This is a genomic window from Chordicoccus furentiruminis, assembly GCF_019355395.1.
GTDB lineage: Bacteria > Bacillota > Clostridia > Lachnospirales > Lachnospiraceae > Chordicoccus > Chordicoccus furentiruminis.
On sequence record NZ_CP048829.1, the window covers coordinates 2,888,299 to 2,914,509 of the forward strand.

Annotated in this window: 23 protein-coding genes, 1 tRNA gene and 1 pseudogene; 24 read left to right on the forward strand and 1 reads right to left on the reverse strand. The window is 51.9% G+C overall.

The window, feature by feature from the left end:
- The first annotated feature begins 133 nt into the window (after positions 1-133).
- The 4 genes from G4C92_RS13160 to G4C92_RS13175 all read left to right on the forward strand — a co-directional run bounded on the left by G4C92_RS13160 (position 134) and on the right by G4C92_RS13175 (position 4,887).
- On the forward strand, positions 134-2,113 hold the full coding sequence (locus G4C92_RS13160) for a DUF1002 domain-containing protein (RefSeq protein WP_274940288.1): 1,980 nt from the start codon (positions 134-136) through the stop codon (positions 2,111-2,113).
- Between the two features lie 96 nt (positions 2,114-2,209).
- Positions 2,210-2,294 (forward strand) — tRNA-Leu (locus tag G4C92_RS13165).
- A gap of 700 nt (positions 2,295-2,994) precedes the next feature.
- Positions 2,995-4,290: an AI-2E family transporter gene (locus G4C92_RS13170; protein ID WP_274940289.1), complete on the forward strand. Its 1,296-nt coding sequence runs from the start codon at positions 2,995-2,997 to the stop codon at positions 4,288-4,290.
- Between the two features lie 75 nt (positions 4,291-4,365).
- A complete protein-coding gene (locus G4C92_RS13175; protein ID WP_274940290.1) occupies positions 4,366-4,887 on the forward strand; it encodes a shikimate kinase in 522 nt (173 codons plus the stop codon).
- Here G4C92_RS13175 and G4C92_RS13180 read toward each other — a convergent pair.
- Positions 4,853-5,725: a shikimate dehydrogenase family protein gene (locus G4C92_RS13180; protein ID WP_274940291.1), complete on the reverse strand. Its 873-nt coding sequence runs from the start codon at positions 5,723-5,725 to the stop codon at positions 4,853-4,855. The two genes, G4C92_RS13175 and G4C92_RS13180, sit on opposite strands and share 35 nt — an antisense overlap.
- A gap of 167 nt (positions 5,726-5,892) precedes the next feature.
- Between G4C92_RS13180 and aroD the strand changes: the two genes are divergently transcribed.
- The 20 genes and pseudogenes from aroD to G4C92_RS13275 all read left to right on the forward strand — a co-directional run bounded on the left by aroD (position 5,893) and on the right by G4C92_RS13275 (position 26,151).
- A complete protein-coding gene (gene aroD, locus G4C92_RS13185; RefSeq protein ID WP_274940292.1) occupies positions 5,893-7,182 on the forward strand; it encodes a type I 3-dehydroquinate dehydratase in 1,290 nt (429 codons plus the stop codon).
- A 44-nt stretch (positions 7,183-7,226) separates the two neighbouring features.
- On the forward strand, positions 7,227-7,784 hold the full coding sequence (efp, locus tag G4C92_RS13190; RefSeq protein ID WP_274940293.1) for an elongation factor P: 558 nt from the start codon (positions 7,227-7,229) through the stop codon (positions 7,782-7,784).
- Positions 7,785-8,032: 248 nt separating this feature from the next.
- Positions 8,033-8,941: a DUF5688 family protein gene (locus G4C92_RS13195; protein ID WP_274940294.1), complete on the forward strand. Its 909-nt coding sequence runs from the start codon at positions 8,033-8,035 to the stop codon at positions 8,939-8,941.
- A 470-nt stretch (positions 8,942-9,411) separates the two neighbouring features.
- Positions 9,412-11,175 carry a threonine--tRNA ligase gene (gene thrS, locus G4C92_RS13200; RefSeq protein WP_274940295.1) on the forward strand — a complete coding sequence of 588 codons (1,764 nt, stop codon included), beginning with the start codon at positions 9,412-9,414 and terminating at the stop codon, positions 11,173-11,175.
- 66 nt (positions 11,176-11,241) lie between these two features.
- Positions 11,242-12,006, forward strand: a complete 765-nt coding sequence (locus G4C92_RS13205) for a tRNA threonylcarbamoyladenosine dehydratase (RefSeq protein ID WP_274940296.1) — start codon at positions 11,242-11,244, stop codon at positions 12,004-12,006.
- A gap of 13 nt (positions 12,007-12,019) precedes the next feature.
- A complete protein-coding gene (gene rlmD / locus G4C92_RS13210; protein ID WP_274940297.1) occupies positions 12,020-13,174 on the forward strand; it encodes a 23S rRNA (uracil(1939)-C(5))-methyltransferase RlmD in 1,155 nt (384 codons plus the stop codon).
- Positions 13,175-13,184: 10 nt separating this feature from the next.
- Positions 13,185-13,421 (forward strand): hypothetical protein, encoded by a 237-nt coding sequence (locus tag G4C92_RS13215; RefSeq protein WP_274940298.1) that lies wholly within the window; start codon positions 13,185-13,187, stop codon positions 13,419-13,421.
- Between the two features lie 225 nt (positions 13,422-13,646).
- A complete protein-coding gene (locus G4C92_RS13220) occupies positions 13,647-14,735 on the forward strand; it encodes an acyltransferase family protein (RefSeq protein WP_274940299.1) in 1,089 nt (362 codons plus the stop codon).
- Entirely contained in the window at positions 14,725-15,156 is a 432-nt protein-coding gene (locus G4C92_RS13225) for a helix-turn-helix domain-containing protein (RefSeq protein ID WP_074731462.1), read from the forward strand. Before G4C92_RS13220 ends, G4C92_RS13225 begins: the two co-directional genes overlap by 11 nt.
- Positions 15,157-15,262: 106 nt before the next feature.
- Entirely contained in the window at positions 15,263-15,505 is a 243-nt protein-coding gene (locus G4C92_RS13230; protein ID WP_274940300.1) for a DNA/RNA nuclease SfsA, read from the forward strand.
- A gap of 394 nt (positions 15,506-15,899) precedes the next feature.
- The gene (locus G4C92_RS13235; RefSeq protein ID WP_274940301.1) at positions 15,900-16,811 is read left to right on the forward strand and encodes a helix-turn-helix transcriptional regulator; all 912 of its coding nucleotides are present in this window, start codon (positions 15,900-15,902) and stop codon (positions 16,809-16,811) included.
- A gap of 5 nt (positions 16,812-16,816) precedes the next feature.
- Positions 16,817-17,455, forward strand: a complete 639-nt coding sequence (locus tag G4C92_RS13240) for a GyrI-like domain-containing protein (protein WP_274940302.1) — start codon at positions 16,817-16,819, stop codon at positions 17,453-17,455.
- A 4-nt stretch (positions 17,456-17,459) separates the two neighbouring features.
- Positions 17,460-18,206 (forward strand): N-acetyltransferase, encoded by a 747-nt coding sequence (locus G4C92_RS13245; RefSeq protein WP_274940303.1) that lies wholly within the window; start codon positions 17,460-17,462, stop codon positions 18,204-18,206.
- Positions 18,207-18,792: 586 nt separating this feature from the next.
- Positions 18,793-20,142: an ISL3 family transposase gene (locus G4C92_RS13250; protein ID WP_274940130.1), complete on the forward strand. Its 1,350-nt coding sequence runs from the start codon at positions 18,793-18,795 to the stop codon at positions 20,140-20,142.
- A 449-nt stretch (positions 20,143-20,591) separates the two neighbouring features.
- A pseudogene (locus G4C92_RS15230) lies at positions 20,592-20,717 on the forward strand (LysR family transcriptional regulator); the annotation flags it as partial.
- Positions 20,718-20,768: 51 nt separating this feature from the next.
- On the forward strand, positions 20,769-21,491 hold the full coding sequence (locus G4C92_RS13255) for a substrate-binding domain-containing protein (protein WP_274940304.1): 723 nt from the start codon (positions 20,769-20,771) through the stop codon (positions 21,489-21,491).
- 133 nt (positions 21,492-21,624) lie between these two features.
- Positions 21,625-22,782: a tyramine oxidase subunit B gene (locus G4C92_RS13260; RefSeq protein ID WP_274940305.1), complete on the forward strand. Its 1,158-nt coding sequence runs from the start codon at positions 21,625-21,627 to the stop codon at positions 22,780-22,782.
- Positions 22,779-24,155 carry an MmgE/PrpD family protein gene (locus G4C92_RS13265; protein ID WP_274940306.1) on the forward strand — a complete coding sequence of 459 codons (1,377 nt, stop codon included), beginning with the start codon at positions 22,779-22,781 and terminating at the stop codon, positions 24,153-24,155. The genes G4C92_RS13260 and G4C92_RS13265 overlap by 4 nt, the downstream gene beginning before the upstream one ends.
- Before the next feature lie 58 nt (positions 24,156-24,213).
- Positions 24,214-25,050, forward strand: coding sequence for a nitrilase-related carbon-nitrogen hydrolase (locus G4C92_RS13270; protein ID WP_274940307.1), 837 nt, complete (start codon positions 24,214-24,216; stop codon positions 25,048-25,050).
- A gap of 15 nt (positions 25,051-25,065) precedes the next feature.
- Positions 25,066-26,151 carry a 4Fe-4S binding protein gene (locus tag G4C92_RS13275; protein ID WP_274940308.1) on the forward strand — a complete coding sequence of 362 codons (1,086 nt, stop codon included), beginning with the start codon at positions 25,066-25,068 and terminating at the stop codon, positions 26,149-26,151.
- The last annotated feature ends 60 nt before the right edge of the window (positions 26,152-26,211 follow it).

Genomic DNA, 26,211 nt, shown 5'->3' on the forward strand with positions numbered 1-26,211 from the left:
CTTAAATATGCCACAAAGCAGGAACGAAGCAGTATAATTAAAAAGCCATCTGACGGTTCAGCACCCGGAGAGGGCAGCCGGATCAGACAACGGGATCCGGAATGATTTGAGAGAACAGAAGGAGGAACGATTGATGCGCAGAATGAAGAAAATGACCGGACTGCTGGCTGCGGTCAGCATGATGGCGGTCTCACTGTCACCGGCTGCGGTTCAGGCGGACTCGCAGAAAGTGGTGACGCTCGGCGCGGATCTGACGGATTCCCAGAAATCCGTCATGCTGAAGTATTTTGGCGTCAGCGCGGACAGCGTGCAGGTGATTGAGGTGACGAATCAGGAAGAACGGGATACGCTGGGAAGCTATGTGCCGCTTGAGCAGATCGGGACGCGGACGCTCAGCTGTGCCTATGTACAGCCGACAGCATCCGGAGGAATCCAGGTGAAAACGGCGAATCTTAACTTCGTGACGTCCAACATGATCGCGGCGGCGCTATCCACTTCGGGTGTGAAGAACTGCAACGTTGTTGCGGCCTGCCCGATCGAGGTTTCCGGCACAGGTGCGCTGACCGGCGTGACCAAGGCGTTCGAGGCCGCGACCAATACGGCGCTGGATGCGGGAAAGAAGCAGACGGCGGCAAAGGAAATCGTCACGACAGGCAAAGTCGCCGAGGCCGTCGGACAGAAGCAGGCTACGGAGATCGTCAACGATATCAAGATCCAGATTATCCAGAACCAGGTTGCCGAATCCGATACGGAGCAGATCACGAACATCGTCAATGACGCGGTGGATGATGCCTCCAATCCGGACAGCGGAGCGGAGAAAACGGATTCCGCTGTGACGGTCCGGCTCTCCGATGAGGACCGTCAGGCGCTGGAGGATCTGGCGAAGCAGATCGCGGCCGAGAAATACAACTATGACGATGTGAAGGAAACGCTGGACCGGGTGGAAAAGAACACTTCCTCCGGTGACACAAATGTGAATGTCAACGTAAACGTGGACAATTCCAACAGCAACGTGAACAGCGCGGAGAATACGAATACAAATACGAATACGGATTCGTCGACTGAGAGCCTCAGCAGCGACAACATCATGATGAATACGGATGACGCCGCGCTGGGGAAGGATGTCATCGAAGATGCGACGAACCAGCAGGCGCTGACAGGGCCGGATTCTTCCGCCCCAACCGATTCGACCGCGTCCGACGGCGCTCTCTTCACGATCACAGCGCAGGATGAGTACGAGGACAGCACCGCGCAGACGGCGGGCTCCGGCGCAGCTCAGGACGACGAGCAGGCGGCTGATTCCGCGGCTGTCCAGAGCTCTGCCGCACAGAATTCGGCGTCTCCGTCGGAAACGGCAGGCGCTGACGCCGCAACGGATACGCCCGCGGCGGATGCCGCTTCCTCCGCTCCGGCCGTAACACAGGCGCCGGCGATCGCTTTTGCGGCCGGTGATCTTGAGCAGCCGCTGCTGAATTCCTTCGCGCTGCGGTTCTATGTTGAAGGCCGGTTCGTTCCGGCTTCCGGTACTGTTACGATTACCGATAGCGCCGGCAATGAAGTGAAAACAGTCGATCTCTCGAATACGGCAGCGTGGGGCTCCGTTGATGTGACGGATGACGAGAAGCTGAACGGCCTCGGCTGGGAAGAAGCGACGGAAATCGATGTTCTTACCGGCGACGCGCCGCTGACGGACGGAACCTATACCATCTCGGGCAGCATCGCCTTTGCGGCGAAAGGCGAGGACGGCATGCCTCAGGAAGGCACCGTGACGGAAGCCGCGGTCATTGACGGACAGCAGATTCCGTATGCTTCCTCGACGCTGACGATTCAGGCGGATACCGAGCAAGGGTTCAAGGCCGGGAACACCGCGTCGCTGACGGTCGCGATGCCCGACGGAGCCGTGACGGCCGAGGTGACGTCTGCCCATGAGGAAGTGGCATCCCTTCCGAACGCGACGATCGGCTCGTCCGACGAGAGCGGAGCGGAAGCACCAGATCAATCCCCGCTCTCCGTCAGCCTGAATGCCGCCGGTGATACGGAACTGGACGTGACGTATTATGACGCGGATGGCAGCGAGATCGGGACGCAGACTCTCTCTATTGCAGTGTTCTGACAGAAAAACAATAAAATTTATAGCAGTGATTGACAAACCGTCGGCCTTCTCCTATAATAGCATCGTTGACTTCGGAAGACGTTCCGGAGGCATGATGCGGAAGTGTCGGAATTGGCAGACGAGCTAGACTAAGGATCTAGTGATCATTGCGATCGTGTGGGTTCAAGTCCCATCTTCCGCACGAGGGTTTCGCCCTGTGACACAGGATGTCACAGGGCGATATTTTTTCTGAAAAAGCCCGGAAATAAAGGATTTCTGAACCATCCGGATCGCTATGGGGCGCTGCTCGGTGCCGTGCCGTTTCATGGTGAAAAAGCCGGTTTGTGGTAGTAAGTGTGGTAGTATATACCGGCAGCAGGGGAAATACGGAAGCGAAATGATGGATGCGGAACAGACGTGGCTGTTATCATTTCACAGAAATGCAATCACATTGAAATGACTTTCTCCTGACTCCGTGCTATAGTGAGAGTCAGGAGGAGGCGATTTCAATGGTCCTCGCATGGGTGATTATTATACTGTTGATTACAGCTCCATTGTGGATTTGGGCGTTGTACCTGCTGTTTCTGGCAAAACTTGAGGAATTGGACGACAAGTTAAGCCCGGAAGAACGGAAGAAGAGATGGGAGCGTACTTTGTACGGTAGGTAATCGAAATTGACTTGTGCTTTTAGCGTCTGTACAGCAATGTGCAGGCGCTTTTTTATGCCCATAATGAGGTGACTTCATGGCAGAAAAAATTAAAATCGTACTGGCCCTTGACGGGGAATCGAAATTTTCTCAGGAAGGGCAGCGCCAAACAGAGCCAAACGGTGTGAAACGGATTCACATGTGCCGCGCCGTCGCGCCTTGTCATCGCCGGTTCGATGATGCTATAATCAAAATATGTCAATCAATGAAGAGTCCTTCAAGAAAATCCGGAGTCTGATCCTGCTGGCGGGCGTCGTCCTGCTGGTTGTTTTGAATATCTCGAAGGTCTTCGTTGGAATCGCGTATGTGATCGGTATTCTTTATCCCCTTCTGCTCGGATTGTGCATCGCGTTCGTGCTCAACATCCCGATGAGCTTTTTCGAGCGGCATCTGTTCGGCAGGAAGACGAAGAAGGGAAGAAGTCTGCCGAAGGGATTGGCGCGCAGCCTCAGCATCGCCATCTGTTTCGTGATTTTCCTGACGCTGCTTCTGCTTTCGATTCTCTACTTCATACCGAAGATGACCGAGACGCTGGGGCGGCTGTCTGTGGCGCTTGATGAAAATGCACCCGTCTGGCAGGAGAGGCTTGTCAGAAAGTTCAGGAAGGTTCAGCCGGTCCTCAACTGGCTGGAGAAGCACCGTCTCAGTGACATCCACTGGAGCGATGTCATCCTGCAGCTCCTTTCCGTAGCCAGAAACGGCGCGACCATCTCGACGAAAAACTATCTCGAGCTTGCCACGAAGCTGCTGGGGCGCGCATCGAACATGGTGATCGCGATTGCATTCTCCGTCTATGTGTGCGGCGCGAAGGAAGCGCATCGCAAGCGCTTCTACCGGGTTCTGTACGGAACGATGTCGCGGGGACATGTCGCGCGGATCCGTCAGATCCTTCTGATCTGTGTTCAGACGTTTCGCCGCTTCATTACGGGACAATGTCTCGAGGCGCTTCTGGACGGCGTGCTGGTCGCGCTTATCATGACCGTCGCGGGGATGCCGTACAGCTTCCTTCTGGGCATTATGGCGGCGGTCTGTTCGTTCATCCCGATGTTCGGCGCGTGGATCGCCGGCGCGTTCGGCGCCGTGATGCTGCTTACGGTAAGTCCGGCGCGTATGGTGGCGTTTCTTATTATCTACGTGCTGTTCCGCATATTTGATGACAACTTCATGTATCCGAGAATTATGGGAAATTCAATCGGCATGCCATCTGTCTATGTGCTTGTCGGCATCACGATCGGCGGCGCGCTCTTCGGATTCGGCGGCATGCTGTTCTTCATCCCGCTGACATCCCTTATTTTCAATCTGGTGTCGCTCTCGGTGAACCGCCAGCTTGCCGAGAAGCATCTGACGGTGGACTCGTCGGGCGTCGCGAGGACGCTTGAACGGAAAGCAGACAGATCCGCCGGCAGGCAGACGGATGAAGCGGTGCGGAAGGCGGAGGATCAGACCGGGAAGTCCGGTCATACGGACGGGAGAAAAGAACAGGACGGATGAGCCGCCAATACGGGAAGACGGACTCATTCGGAGAAAATCGGGTGTTCAGGACGACGGGACAGAAAGGCAGGATATATGGACAATCTGATTATCGAGGGCTTCATCGGATCGGGCAAGGGCGCAGTCGCGCGTGCGATCGCGAAAAAGCTGAGCCTGCCCTGCATCGACATCGACAAGAAGGTGTCGGAACGGCTCAGGATGACGACGCCGGAGATCTACGACCGGTTCGGCGTTCCGTATTACAGGGCGATGGAGACGCTGATCCTTGATGAGCTGACGCGGGATGAGAAGCGGCATGTGATCGTGCTCGGAAGCGGACTGGCGACGATGCCGCAGAACGCGCCGTATCTGAAACAACTGGGACGCGTCTATTATCTGAAAATGAAGGAGTCCGGTCTTCTTGCGCATATGCGCAGGAGCCAGAAGCATGCCTGGATCCGCAGCGAAACTTGGGATGAGCAGGTGGAGAAGCTGCTGAAGGAGCGGGAGCCCTGGTACCGGAAGACGGCGGACGTCACGATTGACGCAAATGACAAAAGCGCGGACGCCGTTGCGGATGAAATTATAGCAGATCAGGAGAGGGCGTCGGGGAACTGAGATACGCGGCGACTTCGTCCACGGGCATCTCCCGCCCGGTCCAGATATGAAACGATGCGGCACCCTGACCGATCAGCATGGACAGGCCGTTCGAGCAGCGGCAGCCTGCGAAACGGGCCTGGGTGAGCAGCGGCGTGCATGCCGGATGATAGATGATGTCGTAGACGAACAGCCCGGGATGAAGATACGTACTATCCGGAATCAGAGATTCTTCCGGGTGCGGACTGCCGGCCATCCCGACATTGGTTCCGTTGGCCAGCACCGTGCTTCCGCCAAGGTCGGCCCGAAGCTGTTCTGGATCATGATAGGAGCGGATGCGGATGACAGTGCGGCTGTGGGGCGCAAGTTTTTCCGCGATTTCCTCCACATGCTGGCGTGAGGACGGACGGTTGCAGTAGACCGCGATCTCGCCCGCGCCGTCAAGGGCAGCCTGAATGAGAATCGCACTGGCCGCTCCGCCGCTTCCAAGAAGCGTCAGTTTCCGGCCGTTCAGACGGATTCCATATTGCCCGAGCGCGCTGAGAAAACCGATTCCGTCAGTTGTGTAACCGTAAAGGCGTCCGTTGTCATTCTTCACGGTGTTGACAGAACCGCCGATCCGGGAGGCGGTGGAGAGCTCGTCGCAAAGAGAGAGCATGGCCTGCTTGTCCGGCATCGTCACGTTCCAGCCGGACGCGCCGCGGCTCTTCAGCCATTCGACAGCATCCGGAACCTCGTCTGCCTGAGCCTCGTGCAGTGCATATATAGCATCGATACCGAGACGGCGGAAGGTGTAGTTCATCATCGCGGGTGAAGAAGAGTGCGCGATCGGGCTTCCGATCAGATAATAGGACTGCATGACATTTGCCTCCGATCTGTCAGGATTGCTTCATTTTAGCACAGCGAAGCGAAAGGCGGAAGACGGGGAATGTGTTTCACGACAGGCGCTGAAACAGGCAGACAAACACGGTTGACAGGTCCCGGCCGGCTGCATACAGAACGGCGGGACAGGAAATGAGGGAAGAGATGCGGCAGATTATCGTACGGGGGACAGCACTTGGAGATGGTATTCCGAAGACAGCCGTGCCGCTGATGGCGGAAGATGAGGCGGGATGCCTTACAGATGCGGCTGAAGCGATCCGCGCGGGAAGTGAAATACTGGAGCTTCGCGCGGATGCGCTGAGAGCGGACTTGTGTCGTGCCCCGAAGCTTCATGAGCTCCTGTGCTCTCTCCGAAAGACAGCCGGGGATGTACCGGTTCTGTTTACGTTCCGGACGAAAGCGGAGGGAGGAAGGCGTGAGGCGGATGACGCGGAATATGCCGGTATTGTCCGGGACGCGCTGAACTCACGGATGGTCGATCTGATCGACATCGAGCAGGAACGTACGGCGTCGGCGGATCTTCTTGAGGAGGCGCATGCGGTTTCTGTACCGGCGGTTCTTTCCTTTCATGACTTCCGGCAAACACCTCCGCTTTCCGCTCTCGAGGAGCGGCTTGAAGCGATGAAAGACGCCGGAGCGGATCTGGCGAAGATTGCCGTCACGCCGAGAGATCATCTGGATCCTTCGCGCGTGCTCGCCGCGTCCGCCTGGGCGAAACAGCATCTGGGTCTGCCTTTCGTGCTGATCTCGATGGGAGAGATCGGACGGATTACCAGGCTTTCCGCGGCCTTTTTTGGAAGTGTCTTTACCTTCGGATGCCTTCCGGGCCGGGACAGCGCGCCGGGACAGATGGAGGTTCCGGCACTTCGTGCGAAAATGAGGGAAGCGGCCGGGGCAAAGCGGAAAGAAGGGGCGATTTTCCTGAACGGCTTCATGGGCTCCGGGAAGACGACGGTCGGAGCGGCGCTCGCCGCGAAAACCGGACGGCCGTTCATTGACCTTGACCAGCGGATCGAGGAGAGGGAAGGCTGCGCGGTCAGCCGGATCTTTGAGACGAAGGGCCAGCCGTACTTCCGGGATCTCGAGACTCGGGAAATCGCCGAACTGTACCATGAGGGACCGGCTGTGGTATCCTGCGGCGGCGGAGCGGTTCTCCGGACGGAGAATACGGATCTGATGCGCTGCTTAGGACGGATCGTCCTGCTCCGCGCAAAGCCGGAGACCGTGCTTGAGCGGCTTACCGGCGAGGCTGCTAACAGGCCGAACATCCGGGGGAGAATGACACGGGACGGGATCCGCCGCCTGATGGAAGAAAGAAAGGCACGCTATGAAGAGGCGGCGGATCAGACGATTGACACGGACGGAAAAACGCCGGAGCAGATTGCGGACGAGATTCTGGAAAGCGATGGATTTCTTTCTTGCACAAGGGCATGATTTACGCTAAAATGAAGTGTACATTTCAAGGAGGACAGTGATTTATGATTTCCGCAGGCGATTTTAAAAACGGTTTGACTCTGGAAATTGACGGTCAGGTGATGCAGATCCTGGAATTTCAGCATGTGAAACCAGGTAAGGGCGCAGCGTTTGTCCGTACAAAGATGAAGAATGTGATTAACGGAGGCGTTGTCGAGAAAACCTTCCGCCCTACCGAGAAATTCCCGGCGGCGAGGATTGACCGCAAGAATTACCAGTACCTGTATAACGACGGCGATCTTTACTATTTCATGGATCCCGAGAGCTTCGAGCAGATCATGATCAACAAGGATACGATCGGCGACAGCATGAAATTCGTCAAGGAAAATGACGAAGTGAAGGTGGATTCCTACAACGGGAATGTCTTTGCGATCGAGCCTCCGCTGTTTGTGGAACTGGAAATTACTGATACAGAGCCCGGATTTGCGGGCAATACGGCTCAGGGCGCCAACAAGCCGGCAACGGTTGAGACGGGTGCCTCGATTCAGGTGCCGCTGTTCGTCAATATCGGCGATAAGGTCAAGATTGACACAAGAACAGGCGAGTATCTTTCAAGAGTCTGAATATCCGGCCTCCCCTTCACGGGGAGGCTGTTTCGCATTTCCGTTGGATCAGCCGTCCGACGGAATCTGTTTATCCCGCACTTCTTTTCTGATCGATTCTCTTTTTTCCTGAAAAAACGAACAGGCGGATCCGTCCGCCCGGCGCGTCTGCGGCCGGGGAGGGAGGAGTCTGCCCGGACATCCGACGAAGAGGCGGCCGCCCTCGCGGCGCGTCTTATATCATGCTATCCGAAAAAGGAGAATCGAACATGGATTATCAGCAGTTTGTCGCCGAGCTGACCGACAAGGTGAGAGAAAGAACCGCCGAGGGAGAGACCGTTGAGGTCCGAAGCGTGCCGCATAACAACAGTACGATGATGGACGGACTGACCATCACCCGACCGGGGCAGCTGGTGGTCCCGAATATTTATCTGGAGCCGTATTTCGACCGTTACCGGGACGGATCGGGGTTGGATGAGATCGCCGATGAGATCGTCTGCCAGAATGAACGGAGAGTCTGTCCTGAAGGCATGACGTATGGAGATCTGCATTCTTTTGAGAGGATCTGCGGCAGCATACGGTTCCGGCTGATCAGCCGTGATCTCAACGGGGAGCTTCTTCGTTCTGTCCCGCATCGTCCATTCATGGATCTCGAGATGATCTGCTTCTACCGGCCGCAGGTTATGGGGATCCCTGAAGCTTCAGCCCTGGTGCAGAACGGGGATCTGCCTGACTGGAACATCACGGAAGAGGAACTCTTCCGGCTGGCGATGGATCAGACAGCCGCTTCCGAAAAACCCCGGCTGCGCCATATCACAGACGTGATCCGCGATATCGGACCGGAGGAAGAGGCTTCGGAGGACAGCTCTGAAGGCACGATGGCGCCGATGTTCGTCCTGTCGAATGAGAGCGGAATCTTCGGGGCAGCCTGTATGGCATATCCGGATCTTTTCGCCCGTGTCGCGGAGAAGCTCGGCATGGACTTCTGGATCCTCCCGAGCAGTATTCACGAGCTGATTCTTCTGCCGGACTACGGGATGTACACGGCCGCCGAACTGGGCGACCTTGTGAAAAGCGTCAATTTGTCCTCTGTTCCGCCCTGGGAGGTTTTGTCTGACAGCGTGTACCGTTATGACAGGAAACATCATCAGCTGACAATGGAGCTCTATCCGGACTGACGCGGTTTAACCGGGCCGCCATCCGCCGCCATCCGGCGCCTCACCGCTGCAATTTTCGGGCTTTACAACCGGTCAGGTCCGGGCTTATAATACGGGCGTTAAATCGTTGACGAGGAAAGTACGTCAGGGAAAATTTACAGAGAAAAGCGTCGAGGGTGATGCGGATATCGCCGGCGGTGAGAGCGCTTTGAATGGGAACTGACCGAAGACCACCTCCGAGAGGCCCCAATCCGGCACGGTGATTCTGTTACAATCGATCAAATGAGTGGCTGTCGAAAGACGGCAAGAAGGGTGGAACCGCGCAGAAATCTACGTCCCTTGTCCTGCAGCTTGAAGAAAGCTGCAGCCTAAGGGACGTTTTTTACGTCCCTCTGTATCTGATAAGCCCGTCGGAAATCAGACGGGAACGCGCCGGGGACGGCTGCATGTCCCCAAAGACGCATGAGCACATATTTCAAGGAGGCTGTTCTATGGAACACGAGGAATTTCTGAAAGTCTACCGCCATTCTATGTCACATATTCTGGCCAAGGCCGTGATCGAGCTCTTTGGCAAAGAGAATGTACAGTATGCGATCGGACCGCAGATTGCGGATGGCTTTTACTATGACTTTACGCTGCCGAGAACGCTGAACAAGGATGACTTCGCGGCGATCGAGAACAAAATGCACGAGATCATCAAGCGCAGAGAGCCGTGGACAAGAAAAGAAGTGACGAAGAAAGAGGCGCTGGATCTCTTCCGTGACCAGAAGTACAAGACGGAGCTGATCCGGGATCTGCCGGAAGATGAGACGATTACGATCTATACGACCGGCGATGACTACGTGGATCTCTGCCGCGGCCCGCATGTCGACAATTCCGCCGAGCTGCTCGGCGTCGCGTTCAAGGTGAAGTCGGTATCCGGTTCCTACTGGCGCGGCGATGAGCATAATGATCAGCTGCAGCGGATCTATGTCTATGCGTTCCCGACCAAGCAGGAGCTGAAGGAGCACCTTGATCTGGTCCGCGAGGCGATGGAGCGAGATCACAAGAAGCTGGGACCGCAGCTGGACCTCTTCATGTTCGATCCCACCGCTCCGGGTATGCCGTACTGGCTGCCGAGAGGATGGAAGCTCTTCAACGCGCTGCTCGACTATTGGAGAGAAGTGCATGAGCGGCACGGCTACACCGAGATCTCCGCTCCGGTGATCAACAGCAAGGAAATCTGGGAGACCAGCGGCCACTGGGGCCATTATCGCCAGAATATGTTCTGCATTCAGGAGGACGGAGAGGATTACTGGGCTGTCAAGCCGATGAACTGCCCGAACGCGGTCAAGGTTTATCAGCGTGAGCAGCGCAGCTACAAGGATCTCCCGATGCGGATCAATACCGTCGATGTGATTCACCGCAAGGAGAAGTCCGGCGAGCTGAACGGGCTGTTCCGCGTCCAGATGTTCCGTCAGGATGATGCTCACAACCTGATCCGCGAAGACCAGATCGAGAGCGAGATCCATGATGTCATGAGCATCGCGGACGAAATTTACCGCACGCTCGGCCTTACCTACCGCGCGGAGCTGTCAACCCGTCCGGATGATTATATGGGCGATATCCGTGTCTGGGATCAGGCTGAGGCGGATCTGAAGGCGATCCTGAACAAGATTTACGGCGAGGGCAATTACGAGATCAACGAGGGCGACGGCGCTTTCTACGGACCGAAGATCGACCTTCAGATGAAGGACTGCCTCGGCCGCGAGTGGCAGATGGGTACGATTCAGCTTGACTTCCAGTTGCCGCTGAATTTCGACATGAAGTATGTGGACAAGGACGGCCAGTTCAAGCGTCCGGTCATGGTTCACCGTGCGATTTTCGGATCGATGGAGCGCTTCATCGGCATCCTGATCGAAAACTTCAAGGGTTCCTTCCCGTTCTGGCTGAGCCCGGTACAGGTCGGCGTGGTGCCGATCCGCACGGAACATAATGAATACGCGAAGGAAGTATGTGAGCTTCTCAGAAAGAACCGGATCCGCTTCGAGGTGGACTACAGCGACCGGAATATGAAGGAGAAGATCAAGGCCTGCAAGAACTACAAGGATCCGTACACCATCGTGCTCGGCGACAAGGAGAGGGATGAACGTACGGTCTCCATCAACATCCGTGGCAACAAGCAGCTGCACGGCGTTCCGCTTGACCGCTTCATCGCGATGTGCAATCAGATGAACGAAGAGCACAGCCTTGAGCTCCTGGAGTCGGCGGACTGAACCGGAACGGACATACAGATTCGTCCCGTATAATGCGTGACGGAAAGGGGTATGTGATCAGAAACTATGCTTGATACCTTTTCAAGAACCAAACTGCTTCTCGGAGAGGAGGCGATGGAACGGCTGCGCGCGTCGCGCGTAGCTGTTTTTGGCATCGGCGGTGTCGGCGGCTATGTCGTGGAAGCGCTGGCGCGGAGCGGCGTCGGATCCTTTGAGCTGGTGGACGACGACCGCATCTGTCTCACGAATGTGAACCGCCAGATTCTCGCCACCCGGAAGACGATCGGAAAATACAAGATTGATGTGGCGGAGGAGAGGATTCACGACATCAACCCTCAGGCTGAGGTGACGAAGCAGCGATGCTTCTATCTTCCTGCAAGAGCGGCTGAATTTGATTTTTCATCCTATTCCTATGTCGTCGATGCGGTGGATACGGTCACAGCGAAGATCGACCTCATCATGCGCGCAAAATCCAGCGACGTTCCGATCATCAGCTGCATGGGAGCGGGCAACCGGCTGGACCCGACGCAGCTCAGTGTGGCGGATATCTATGAGACATCAAACGATCCGCTTTCGAAAGTGATGCGGCACGAACTCCGGAAGCGGGGCGTCACGGATCTGAAAGTTGTTTACTCGACAGAAAAAGCGCGCAGGCCGATCGATGATCCGTCGATCAGCTGCCGCTATCACTGTGTCTGCCCGCCCGGGACCGAACGGAAATGCACGGACCGCCGGGACATTCCGGGCTCGACGGCGTTTGTTCCGCCGGTTGCCGGCATGATCATCGCCGCTGAAGTCGTCGCGGATCTGACAGGTGTCCGGAACAGCTGAGAGGAGAGAAAAGATGAGCGGTGTGAACTGTCCATACAGGAAATCCTGCGGCGGTTGTACGACGATCGGCCAGGACTATGAATCGACACTTCGGAAGAAAGAGAAGTGGGTGGAGAATCTTCTCCGTCCGTATGTGAGGCTTGACGGGATTGTCGGCATGGAACAGCCGCTTCATTACCGTAACAAGGTGCACCGTGTCTGTTCTTATGAGCGTTTCGGAGGACGTGAGCGTCACATCGCGGGCATTTATGCGGAGGGAACGCATCGCGTTGTGCCGGTGAAGCACTGCCTGATCGAAAATGAGACCGCGGATGCGATGATCGATGATCTGATGGACATGGTCCGGTCATTCCGGATCCGGATTTACAATGAGGACACCGGTGTCGGGCTGCTCCGGCACATCCTGATCCGGACTGCGCACGCAACCGGACAGGTGATGGTGGTGCTCGTGCTCACATCTCCGGTGCTCCCCGGAAAGAAGCACTTTCTGAAGGCGCTGCTTGCCGCGCATCCGGAGATCACGACGGTTGTCATCAATATCAATGACCGGCGTACATCGATGGTGCTTGGAGAACGGGAACAGGTGGCGTACGGACCGGGATTCATCGAGGATGTGCTCCTCGGGAAACGTTTTCGCATTTCCTCCCGTTCCTTCTATCAGGTCAACTCAGTGCAGGCGGAGAGAATTTACGCACAGGCAATCGAGTATGCCACTCTGAAAGGCAGGGAGACAGTTGTCGATGCATACTGCGGAATCGGGACGATCGGTTTGGCCGCATCGGATCGCGCAGGCCGCGTGATCGGCGTTGAGTCCAACGCGGACGCGGCGGCAGACGCGGCCGTCAACGCGAAGCTCAATCATGCGGATCATGCGCTTTTTATCTGTGACGACGCGGCGGACTATTTGCAGCGTATGGCGGCAGAGAGAAAAAAGGCAGATGTCATCTTCATGGATCCTCCGCGCTCCGGCTCTTCGGAAGTATTTCTGGAAGCCGCCGTCGCGGTTTCCCCGGGCCGGATTGTCTATATTTCCTGCAATCCGGAGACGCTCGCACGGGATCTCGGCTGGCTTTCGAAGCATGGATACCGGGCGAGAAAGGCGATGGCGTTTGATCAGTTTTGCTTTGCGGACCACATCGAGACCGTCTGTCTACTAACACATTCTTGAAGAAATAGGGATGAAAAAGCCTGATTTACTGGGGTTTCCGTCACCGGGAGCAGAGCGTGCTCGGTGTGATGGAAGCCCTCTTTTTATGTCTGAGGGAACTGGTCAGGAGCAGTGGCGTGGCTACGATTTTACTATTTCAGAAAACGAGTCAACGATTTTACTATTTGGGGTTGGTCGAGACTATGAGTTTATTGATGAAGAGAAAGAAAGCGGCGGCAGCGGAGTGATGCGTTCAATGCCATGTTGAACGGCATCAAGAATATCTGCGGAAATATATTGACGGATATCAAGTGAAGCTGGTCAGTGATACAAGCTAAGGGAGGTTGTGGGAGGTGAGCTTTGTGCTGAAGAAATTTTAGATTTCGCAACCAGCTTTAACATTTCAGAGATATAAATGTTCGGTTTGGTTGGTAGACATGGTATGCCTTGCAATTAAAATAATGTTAAAATAAATTGCAAAGGTGAGAAATACATGAGAAAATACTACTTAGACAATATCAGATGGGTAACTGTAGTTTTGGTTGTCATTTATCATGTGATTTACATGTATAATGGCGAAGGCATTCTCGGAGGAGTTGGAAAGATTACTTCTCTTGATATGCAGTATTATGACATTTTCCTATATGCGGTCTATCCATGGTTTATGCTTCTGTTATTCCTTGTATCGGGAATATGCTCCAGATATTATCTGGACAGTCACACCGCAAAGGAATTTGCGAAAAACAGGACAAGGAAGCTGCTTATTCCCTCTACCGTAGGACTATTTGCGTTTCAGTTCATCCAGGGATATGTCAGCATGTCAATAGGCGACGCTTTTGATTCCATGCACGAAGTACCTGCCGTAATCAAGTATTTCATTATGGTGTTAAGCGGAACGGGAGTTCTGTGGTACATACAGCTGCTTTGGCTATTTTCGATGGTTCTTCTTCTCGTCAGAAAAATAGATAAGGACAGGCTGTGGAAATTGGGTGGAAAGGCTAACCTCATAGCGATACTTTTGATGGCTCTTGTAATATGGGGAGCAGCGCAGATTCTTAACACGCCGGTTGTTGTGGTTTATCGGTTTGGATATTACGGAGCTGCTTTCTTGCTTGGCTACTTTGTGTTTTCACATGATGAGGTAATTGCGACACTGAAAAAATATTTTGTATTGCTGCTTGTTCTTGGTGTAGGTGTTGGAACAGCCTTCTGCATCATGTACTTTGGTGACAACTATGCGGAAGCCCCTATCAACAGATCGATCCTGTTTACAGTTTTCGGATGGTTGGCAAGTATGGCGATTCTTGGCGGTGCAGCAAAGTATGCTGATAAGCAAAACGCTTTTACGATATGGATGAGTAAAAACAATTTTGGGTTATATGTATTTCATTACCTTGGGATATCAACAGCAGCCCTGCTTCTTGGAAAACCAGGTAATCTTCCGACAACTATGATTTATATTATCAGCTTGATTGCAGGCTTTGTGGTGGCATATGCCTTGAATGCCGTAATCTCCAGAATACCATTCTTCAGATGGGCGGTGCTCGGAATAAAGAAAGAGAGAAAAAACGATGTTTCATGACAATCTGATAACACTTAGAAAAATGAAAAACATGACGCAGGAAGATATAGCTGATATAGTTGGCGTTTCCCGGCAGTCTGTAGCAAAGTGGGAAACCGGAGAAACTGTTCCTGATTTGGACAAGTGTAAAAAACTTGCGGAAATATTTGAAGTGTCGCTTGATGATCTGGCCAATTATAAATCGGAGGATAGCATGGGTATGCCGCTTCCACCAAAAGGAAAACATCTCTTCGGAATGGTAACTGTAGGTGATAAAGGGCAGATTGTGATTCCTGCTAAAGCAAGAAAGATATTTGAGATTTCACCTGGAGATCAGTTGGTGGTACTTGGCGATGAAAGACAAGGACTTGCTATCATGAAATCAGAAAGCATCTTAGCCTTTGCCGATGCAGTCAGGAACGGAACGGTAGTACAGGAATAGATAACGAGACAATGGATATGTTCCTGACCGCGTTTATGTGAACAGGCGCAGGGAATGATTATTTATTTCGTTGACTCGTGCCAAGCCGTTTTCATCAACTGACAGGATGGTAAAGCACCTTAACGAGCTTGCTGGATCACTTAAGGATCATGAGAAGGCTGTTTTTCTGCAGGTTTTCCAGTATCGTATAACAGAAAAGAAGGAACGTCTGAGGTCAACGCACTATGAGGAGGTGTCACAAACCTTCAGGAATGCTGCGAAGGCAGGCGTTGAATTCTGGGAGATTCAGCTGGATTTCAGACCGGAAGGGGTAGCGCTTTACAAAGTAACGAGAAGTGAAGACTTATAAATCCAGCTTGTAGAAGCGTTCAGCCGACGAAAAACAGTAGATTTCTTCGGTTGGAGGCGCTTTGGTTGGTTAATTCGCTTGTACTGTGGACATTCATAATGGTGTCTCGGGGCACGTGGAGACGGTGTGCCTCTTGAGCAAGAAAAATGCGAAGCCGAAGGACTGTGTTGAGATTAGCGTTGATGCTGAGGATTATTACAGGATCAAGAGTTCAGAGAAAGACATTTGACAGACTACTAAAGTTTGAAGAGTATGTGAAAAAACCTGTGGAATGAACCGTGATAGGGGATTTCCACAGGTTTTCCTTTTGCTGAAATTGCATTGCTCTTATATTAAACATGACATACAGATGTCGTGTTATATGCGTTAGTATATAAATGGAGCGTAAGAGAATATGAAGATAGACAGGCTGATAGGAATATTGTCAATCTTATTGCAGGAAGACAAGACAACAGCTCCTGAACTGGCAGAAAGGTTTGAAGTGTCTCGCAGGACGATTAACCGAGATATTGAGGACCTTTGCAAGGCCGGTATTCCTGTTCGTACAGTTCAGGGCACTGGCGGCGGGATCAGTATTATGGACGGATACCGGATGGACAGGACGATCCTGACATCCAGGGACATGCAGATGATCCTTGCAGGACTGAGTGGCCTGGACAGCGTGAGCGGGAGCAGTTATTACGGTCAGCTGATGGAAAAAATACAGGCGGGATCTTCTGAGTTCATCAGCGGACGGGATTCCATTTTGATCGATCTGTCATCGTGGTATCGGGATTCGCTGGCGCCGAAGATAGAAACGATACAGGATGCGATCGGAGACAGGCACATGGTCCGGTTTCGGTATTATGCTCCGTCCGGTGACAGCGAGCGGACGGTTGAACCTTATTATCTGGTATTTCGATGGTCAAGCTGGTACCTTTGGGGCTGGTGTATGGATCGTAAGGATTACAGATTGTTTAAGCTGAATCGCATGGATCGCGTTACAGAAACGGATAAAGAATTTGTCTGTCGAGATGCACCTATTCCGGATCTTTCAGCTGAAAAAATATTTCCGGGTGAGATTAAGGTTAAGGTGTTATTTTCACCGGATATGAAATGGCGCCTGATCGAAGACTTCGGACCTGATTGCTTTACAGAAGCGGATGATGGAAGACTGCTCTTTACAGCGGACTACGCGGATATGGAAAACCTTGTGACCTGGCTCATGACTTTCGGAGCGAAGGCTGAAGTGCTGGAGCCGGCAGAAGCGCGGGATATTATCCGCAGGAATGCAGAGGAGACATTACAGCTTTATGAGGAGGATTAACATTTATGGCATTTGATTTCAAAAAAGAATACCAAGAATTCTATATGCCGAAAGGAACACCTTCAATAGTAACTGTGCCGGAAATGAATTTTATCGCGGTACGCGGCAGCGGGGATCCCAATGATGAGGAAGGCGAGTACAAACAGGCGATAGGTCTTCTGTACGGTATTGCTTTTACGATCAAGATGAGTAAGAAAGGCAGCTATCAGATCGATGGATATTTTGATTATGTGGTGCCGCCTTTGGAAGGATTCTGGTGGCAGGATGGAATGATCGGTGTCGATTATACCCATAAGGATTCTTTCCGGTGGATCTCCGTCATCCGTCTGCCGGATTTTGTGACGAAAGATGATTTTGACTGGGCTGTCAAAGAAGCTGCGGCAAAAAAGAAACAGGATTTTTCGAAAGTTGAGTTCTTTACCTATGATGAAGGGCTGTGTGTTCAGTGTATGCATATCGGGGCTTATGATGATGAGCCTGCCACGGTAGCGGCGATGCACAGATTTATGGAAGAGCAGGGATATGCTCTTGATATTACGGACGAACGCATGCACCATGAGATTTATCTGGGCGATGCGCGGAAAGCAGCACCGGAGAAGCTGAGGACCGTGATCCGTCATCCGATAAAAGTGAAGGAGAATTGATCCGATGGAGTACATCAAAGTTACAAAGGAAAATCTGGAAAAGGAGCATATCTGCTGTGCCATTTCCAATAATAAGGATGTTCAGGTGTCATCGAAGAAGGCGTGGCTGGCCGACAGGTTTGAAGAGGGACTTGTCTTTCTGAAGAGTGTGGAGCGGGGAAAGTGCTTTATAGAATATATCCCGGCTGAGAACGCGTGGGTTCCAATCCAGGCTGACGGCTATATGTATATCGATTGCCTGTGGGTGTCCGGTTCCTTCAAAGGTCATGGCTATTCTGCAGAATTGCTGAACGCCTGTATTGAGGACAGTAAAGAAAAGGGGAAGAAAGGGCTGTGTATATTAGCAGCAGCTAAGAAGAAGCCGTTCCTTGCCGACCCTAAGTTTCTGAAATATAAGGGCTTTATCGTATGCGACGAGGCGGACAATGGCATTCAGTTGTGGTACTTGCCATTTGTGACGGATGCAGACAAGCCTCATTTCAGGGAATGTGCAAAGCATCCGCGCATAGAAGAAAAAGGTTATGTACTGTATTACACCAGCCAGTGTCCGTTCAATGCGAAGTATGTTCCAGTGCTGGAGCAGACTGCCAGAGAAAATGATATACCATTCCATGCGATCCATATCGAAAGCAGAGAGAAAGCACAGAATGCTCCGACTCCGATTACAAACTATGCGTTGTTTCATGACGGAGAATATATTACGAATGAGCAGATGAACGATAAAAAGTTTCTGAAACTTGTGAATGCTTGATCAGGAGCAATACCGCCATGGAGTTTTTGTTGCTCACGTGGAACAATGTCGAGACAGTGGCTCTGCTAACGAGAGCAAATTGAAAGAGGGCCGAAAAAGCCCGTGTTTAAGCCATTTCTGCGGCATCCGTCTTTCTGAGAAGAGAGGTGGGTGCCGCTTTTTCTTTTAGAAAAAATGGGTCAATCACTTTTTCTGTGTGCTTGATGGTTACTGGTTACGTACGCCACCCTTGACTGAACCTGTCAGAAACGCTGCGGCTTAAGTGCCGACGGTGAAGAACTCAAGAACAGCCTGCCTTCTTCACCATATCGGCTGCTCAGTATAGCGTTTCTGCCAGAACCCGCCAAGGGCAGGCCCTGCTTCGCAGGGTGGCTGTTTCTATGCCTCAGGCTCAGGAGCCTAAGAACAGCCTGCTTATAACACTTTGCACCTTTACACTTGAATAAAAGAAGGATCATCCTGTAAGGTTGTACGTATCATCCTGGCAAGATGAGATACCACAATCCAAAGGAGACCCTTCATCATGCAGTATATCCGACCTGAGGCTGACGGACAACTCACATTTGCAGAATCAACAGATTTTTTGATGATTCCGTGCTGCCTGTATGGCTTCCATAATACGGAGACTACCGTTCATGAAGCGGTATCCGGCAGAAAAGTCTTCTGCTACCACGGTACGCTGGATGTCCCTCCGGAAGAAACGGTCTGTCCGGAGTGCGGCGCGAGGATGCATGTGAACCAGCATCCGGAGATCACTCTGCGGCATCTTTGCATCGGCGGGAATCTCTCCAGTGTTGTGTTTCCGCATAACCAGTTTCGGTGTCCGGAATGCGGCGGGACACATTCCCAGTTCATCTCTTTTAAAGCGGATGGGCACCGGATCACGGAAGAACTGTACCAGTACACCCGGGATCTTTTGGCTCATGGAACATATACACTCAAGCAGGTTTCCGAGATCACCGGCCTTGGGAAAAACGTTGTCAAGGCAATCGATAAAAAGCGCCTGCAGGATGCGTATACGATTGACGGCAAAAAGCTGCGTAAGCCGGAACATAAGGCAAAGTTTCTTGGTATCGATGAGTTCAAGCTGCATAACGGGCACCGCTACGCTACGCACATCATCGACATGGAGCGCGGCCACGTCCTCTGGATCGGCCACGGCAAGAAGAAGCAGGTCGTCTACGACTTCATTGACCATGTCGGGATGGAGTGGATGGAAAGCGTAGAAGCTGTCGCCTGCGACATGAATTCCGATTTCCAGGAGGCCTTCGAGGAGCGCTGCGAATGGATCCAGCCGGTATTCGACTACTTCCACATCGTCAAAAACTTCAATGATAAGGTGGTCAGCGAAGTCCGGCGCGATGAGCAGAGACGGCTCACTGAAGAAGGAAACCTCGAAGCAGCCAGGGCACTCAAGCGCACCCGCTATATCCTTACGTCCAGCCGCTCGACCCTTCAGCGGAAGGATCAGGAAGCATCTGAGGGCAAAGTGTTGTCAAAGGGCGGCGGTCTCTTCAATAAGGAAGAGGTCATCCGGAAGTCCGGATATGAGGCAAAGTATGACGCGCTCCTTGCGGAAAACGAGCTCCTGTTCACGCTGGATCTCATCAAGGAGAAACTCAGCGAGGCGTACCGGCAGACCAGTGAAGTAGTCATGGCGGAGATGATGACTGAGACCATAGATATCTGCTTCGCCACAGGGAACAGACATCTGCGGTGGTTCGGCCGCCTGATTGAAAACCACTTTGAAGGTATCATTGCCCATGCGACTTACCGGATCTCAGCCGGAAAGATCGAAGGACTGAACAACAAGATCAAAACACTCAGGCGGCAGGGCTATGGCTATCCAGATGACGAATACTTCTTCCTGAAGATCTTCGACATCAGCCGTCGGGACTATGACCGGAACCCTGCATCACACAGAAAATGTGACTGAGCCAGAAAAAATGATGGCTTCGGATTGTCTGAATGAAGCCGCGCCTCAGAGACATGGCTTCACGGACCGCCCGTATCGGGACGGATCCTGAACAAGGTCAGAACAGAATCCGGAATATTGTTTTTTATCCGGTCCATATTCTGCGAAGGACAAGCTGTTCGGTTCCGTCGTCAGGACGTGTTCAGAACCTGTCTGCGGATTCTTCCTTTATGTCATAAATAACATCTATTTCTGAAAGACAATCGCAATAAATGTGCAGATTGTGCAATTTACGGATGCCAGGTGCGTGATGTCTGGTGAAATTGATCTTCCGGATCCATCTCTTACAAAATGATCTGAGAAATCTGGCAAAGAGGTAAAATGCAACCGGTTCACTTTCAAAAAAAGGCGTGATAATATACATAAAAAGCATAAAATATTTGATCAATACTTGAAAGGTATGATTCGGAATGGAAACCAGAGACCTCAGATACTTTCTTACCATCTGTGAGCAGAAATCCTTATCTTCTGCAGCGAAAGCGCTCTGTATCTCAGAGCCGCCTCTGTCCAGATGGCTGAAGAAATTTGAAAAACAATGTGGCGGAAGCCTGTTCACAAGAAGCAATGGCATCTATCTTCCTACCAATTTGGGGGAATACCTGAGAGAACAGGCTGAAAATTTCATTGAACTCTCCAATAAGATCGACAATGGACTCAGTGAGATGACGGGCGGCGGTCAGGTCCGGATCTCAATCGGAACGATTGAAACGGTCGGAATGTCCCTGCTTTCAGAATGGATTGCGGGGTTTCATCGGATTCATCCGGAAGTGACCTATCAGGTGGTCAACAGCCATACGGATGATATTATTGAGAAACTCCGATATCGGGTCTTCGATATCGGGATCGTCAGAGAGCCGTTCAACAGCCTCGGCTATGAAACCCTTCAGATATCGGAAGAACCCTGGGTCGCGATCATCAGTCGGGAGCATCCGCTGTCCGGAGAGGTGGAACCGACTCTCGATCTGTGTCAGCTGGCCGATGAACCTCTGATCGCGCCCGCAAGAACGGCACATGCCACCCAGATGGAAACCTGGTTCGGAGAGATCGGTGTAAAACCGAATATTATCTGTACTTATAATGCCATTTTGAACGGACTTGCCCTGGCAAGACAGAATGTGGGGATCATGCTGAGTCCGATGGTCCCGGGATCCAATCTCAACCTGGATTTACTGACCGTGAAGAAGATCGTCAATCCGAAACTGACCAGCAGAAGTATTCTGGTCTGCGACAGTAAGACGATTCATGCTCCGGTCATCGATGATTTTATCCGGTACATCAGACAAGGTATTAAATCAAAAAAAAATAGCTGATAGGTATCGAAATTTGCATTCGCTCTTTGCGGATGCGTTTGACAAATTCAGATAACAGGCATAAAGTACTGCCCAACAAAACAAATTTCCAGAAAAAGACAATGGCGTCGTAAAGTACTAAAGTACGAAGCCGTTGTCTTTTGTTTTTCAAGAAGGAGGCATGATGAGCACAGACTTTCTGTATCTGTCCGAACCGGACATGATAAAAGCAGGTGTATTGGATGCAGGCAGATGCGTGGATGTCTGCGAAGAAGTTTTCTCTCTTCTGGGAACCGGAGATTATCTGATGGGCGGACCAAGTCATAACTCGCATGGACTGGTCCTGATGTTTCCTAAGTCAAGTCCGTTCCCGGGCATGCCGCTTGAAGGGCCGGAGAGACGATTCATCGCCATGCCGGCTTATCTGGGCGGACGGTTCCACGTATGCGGAGAGAAATGGTATGGATCCAATGTAGAGAATGTTCATTCGCGCAATCTTCCCCGATCCATTCTGATGATCACATTAAATGATCCGGATAGCTGCGCACCGCTTGCATATATGTCAGGAAATCTGGTCAGTGCCATGCGGACCGGTGCGATCCCGGGGGTTGCTGTCCGGCATGCGGCCAATCAGGATGCGAAAACAATAGCCCTGATCGGAGGCGGCCCGATCCAGAAGGCAACTCTGATGGCAATGAAGGCTGAATTGCCCGGGCTCTCCGAAGTACGAGTCATGACTGCTCACAGAGCGAGTGCACAAAAGTTCCTTGCGTGGTGCGAAACGCAGGGAATGTCCGGTATCGCGACTTCTCTTGAAGAAGATGACAGGGCTCTGGAGAAGACAATTCTGGACAGCGATATCGTCAGCATCGCGGCTTCTCCGAAAAAGCCGATTTTTGTCGAAGACAAATGGATCAAGGAAGGAGCAACGGTTCTTCTTACATCTCCGATTGAAGCAGATGATGATTTCTGGCTGAACAATCAGGTCATTTATGACAATATCCGGATGCATGAGACTTATTTCGAAGAAGCGATGTCCCTCGGTGGTCCGGAGAAAGCGGTAAACGGATGGGGCAAAATGTATCGCCTGATTGCAGATGGCCGTATGACAGCACTCAAGGGTGCCTTTAATATGGGCACTGTGGTTTCGGAACATCAGACAGTCCGTACGGATAAGAGGCAGAAAGTGGTCTTTGTTACCAGTGGAATGGTCGTGTTTGACGTTGGCTGGAGCTGTGATATTTATCACAATGCCATTAAGAAAGGCATTGGGACCAGATTAAATTTATGGGAGAAACCATATTGGTCATGAAAAAAATAATGCCTTATCAGAAACTGGAAGAGGAGATAAAGAACCAGGCTGCATTTGCCTGCTCCCTGCGGTACGAGGATATTCCCGAGAAAGTCCGCATGAGAGCCAGATACGTTCTTCTCGATTCAGTTGGATGTATTTTAAAAGGTCTGAACGGACAAACCGTTTCTTCTTCTTTTGATGACGCGGTCATGGAGACGTCAGCTGCAATGCTCAGCACAGAATTGTACGAGGGAAATCGATTCGCGTGCGGGCATCCTGCCTGTCATATTGTGCCGATGATGCTTGAGTACCTGAGAAGACACGATGTCAGTGAGAGAAAAGTGCTGACTGCATTTGTGGCAGCTTATGAGATCGCCGCCAGATGGGGAAGTGCAGTCCGATTTGAGAGAACGATTCTCGGACACGGGACCGTGATGACGGCGGGCGCTGCAGTGGCATTTTCGCTTCTTGAGAATGATGATGAGAGCACAGTGACGCAGTCGATTCTTCTTGCCAATTCGCTTCCGATGCTCTCAGTGTGGCAGACCGTCTATGATGGGAGCCGGTTGCATGATGCTTATCCCGGACTGGCTGCACTGAATGGAATCAGAGCTGTCAAGATGGCAAGACAGGGATATTACAGCACAGGAAGAATCATCCTGGATGTATATGAAAACAAAATGCGGGCGACTGCCTGCTTCGACAATCTGGATAAGGGGCTGCTTTCAGAAGATGCCGGGAACGGCAAGACCGATTATCTGCTCCTGAAGAATTATTTTAAACTTTTTACAGGATGCCGCTTCATCCATCCATTTGCAGATGTGGTTCAGGAGGAGATGGAGCACGGGTTAACGGAAGATGAAATCAGCAGCATCGAGGTCTATACCTACGAGAAAGCAGCTCAGCTGAATGAATGCAATATTCCGAACGATCTGTCCGCGAAGTTTTCGATGTCCATCTCCATCGCAGCTCAGTTAGTACGGGGAAATCTGGGAGTTGATGAGATTCACGATTGTATGCTTGATCCGAAGATCATGGATTTATCAGGGCGAATCAAGTTGTTCCACGACGGTCACTATGATGAATGTCTTCCGGATCTGAGAGGCGGACGAATCCGGATCATCAAAAAGAATGGAAGTGAAATTGTGCGTGAGACGCTCCATGCAAGAGGAGATTTCGATTATCCGGGAGAAACATTTGAGACGGATGTGAAAAAGAAATTCAGCCGCAATGTTGTCCGTTATCTGAACCGTTCTCAGACGATGATCGAGGAGAAAAATATTCTGAAGATGGGGGAGGAAGAAAAGAAAATCGCACAGGAAACATTTCACTTCTGTCTCGAAGGCACAGCAGAGAGAAAAAAAGAAAAAATGTGTCTGAAAACAGGCTGATCTGAGAACAGATATGACAAGTGCATCACAGTTCTTTCATAAGGAGAGGAGAAGCAGAATGGAAACAAAAATTTTCAAGGCAGCAGCGGTCAATATGGACTGTGAACTCGGAAATGTAAAAGCGAATCTGAATAAGATGCAGGACATCTGCCAGGAAGCCTCGAGAAACGGTGCGCTGGCGATCTGTTTCCCGGAACTTGCGACGACCGGTTACAGCCCGACCATTCTGGGAGAAAAATACTATGAGATTTCGGAACCCATTCCGGGAAGATCAACGGATTTCCTCTGCAAATTAGCCAAGGCAACCGGCCTTTATATCGTAACCGGAATCTCTGAAAAGAGTGCGGTGCCGGGAAGACTCTTTAACTCTCAGATCGCGATTTCTCCTGAAGGAAAAGTTGTGAGTGTTTATCGAAAAATTCATGTCTGGGGTCTGGAGAAGCTGACATGGCGGGAAAGCATCTCCTGCGAATACGGAACGTTCCAGATGCCGATGTGTCAGGCGGGCCATATGATCTGCTACGATACCTCTTTCCCTGAAACGGCCAGGGTACTTGCCTTGATGGGAAGCAACGTGATTTTCGATTCGGCAGCCTGGAGAAACCTGGAGGCTGATATCTGGGAACTGAATACGAGAGCGAGAGCGGTCGAAAATCATGTCTTTATGATCTGTTCGAACCGCTGCGGGGTGGAAGGCGATTCTACTTTAAATGGTGAAAGCCGTATCATCGGACCGAGAGGAAATGTCCTTGCAGCGGCAGGCCATGATGAAGAGATCATCTACGCGGATATCGATATTGATGCCTGCATCAAGGATAACGCCATGATGCTTTCTTATATGAAGGACAGAAGACCAGAGGCATACTCACTGATTACGGATTGCTCAAACAGATAAGGATGGGTCATGTCTATGGATTTGGAGACAAAGCTGAAATCAGGCATTACGCTGAATAATCCCCTTATGGTTGCGTCCGGTCCACTTTCAGGATCTGCGGAACGGATCATTCAGACGGCCGGATACGGGCCCGGCGGAATTGTCACCAAAACAATCTCTACATCGCTGCCACCGGAGAGACATCCCTTCATCTTCGGTCATCAGCAATACCTGCTGAATGATGAGCCCTGGTCGGAATTTTCTTCCGACACCTGGATGAAAGCATTCTTCCCGGAAATAAGGAAGAGCATCACAATTCCGCTGATTGTCAGCATCGGCTATTCGGCGGAGGATGTAGCGGAACTCGTTCCGGAATTCAACGAATTCGCGGATGCCTTTGAGTTGTCGGTCCAGTACGTCAGTCATGAAGAGGAGCGGGTCCTGCGGATCATCCGGACAGTCCGGAATCTTTCAGACAAGCCGGTTTATCTGAAACTCAGCAGTCATTTTCCGGACATAGAGCAGCTTGCCGGTGACGCTCTTTCAGAGGGAGCGTCGGGACTGGTTGTGATGAATTCGATCGGGCCCGCGACGAAGATGGTATCGGGAGAAAACAAGGTCCTGTTCGGGAATGAGGAAGGCGATGTGTGGATGTCCGGGCCGGTGATCAAACCTCTCACCCTGTCGCTGATCAGAAGACTTCACAGGCGCTTCCCGGAGAGTGAAATCATCGGCGTGGGCGGCATTGCCACCGCAGAGGATGTCGTCGAATTTCTGATGGCAGGTGCCAGTGCCGTACAGATGGTTTCCGCCGCATTGCTGTATGGAAAACAGCGGTATTCCGAAATTGTCAAAAACCTTCCGGACGCACTGAAGCAATATGGATTTGAATCGGTTGAAGCATGCAGACAATCCGTTGAAAAGCCGGGTGATCCGGGAGATACGGAAGGCATTCGCATTGATCCGGAGAAATGCAGCCGGTGCGGCCTTTGCGAGCGGGTATGTCCATTCTATGCAATGAGGCATTGTGAAGTCGACAGAACCCGGTGCATGCGATGCGGGCTGTGTGAGAGCCGCTGCCCGAGAGGCGCAATCAGCGGAGCTTTCAGAACGGCAGTGTAGGGCGGCAGAACCATAAAAAGAATTTAATCGTACATCATCAGGACAGTCTCAATGGGGAGC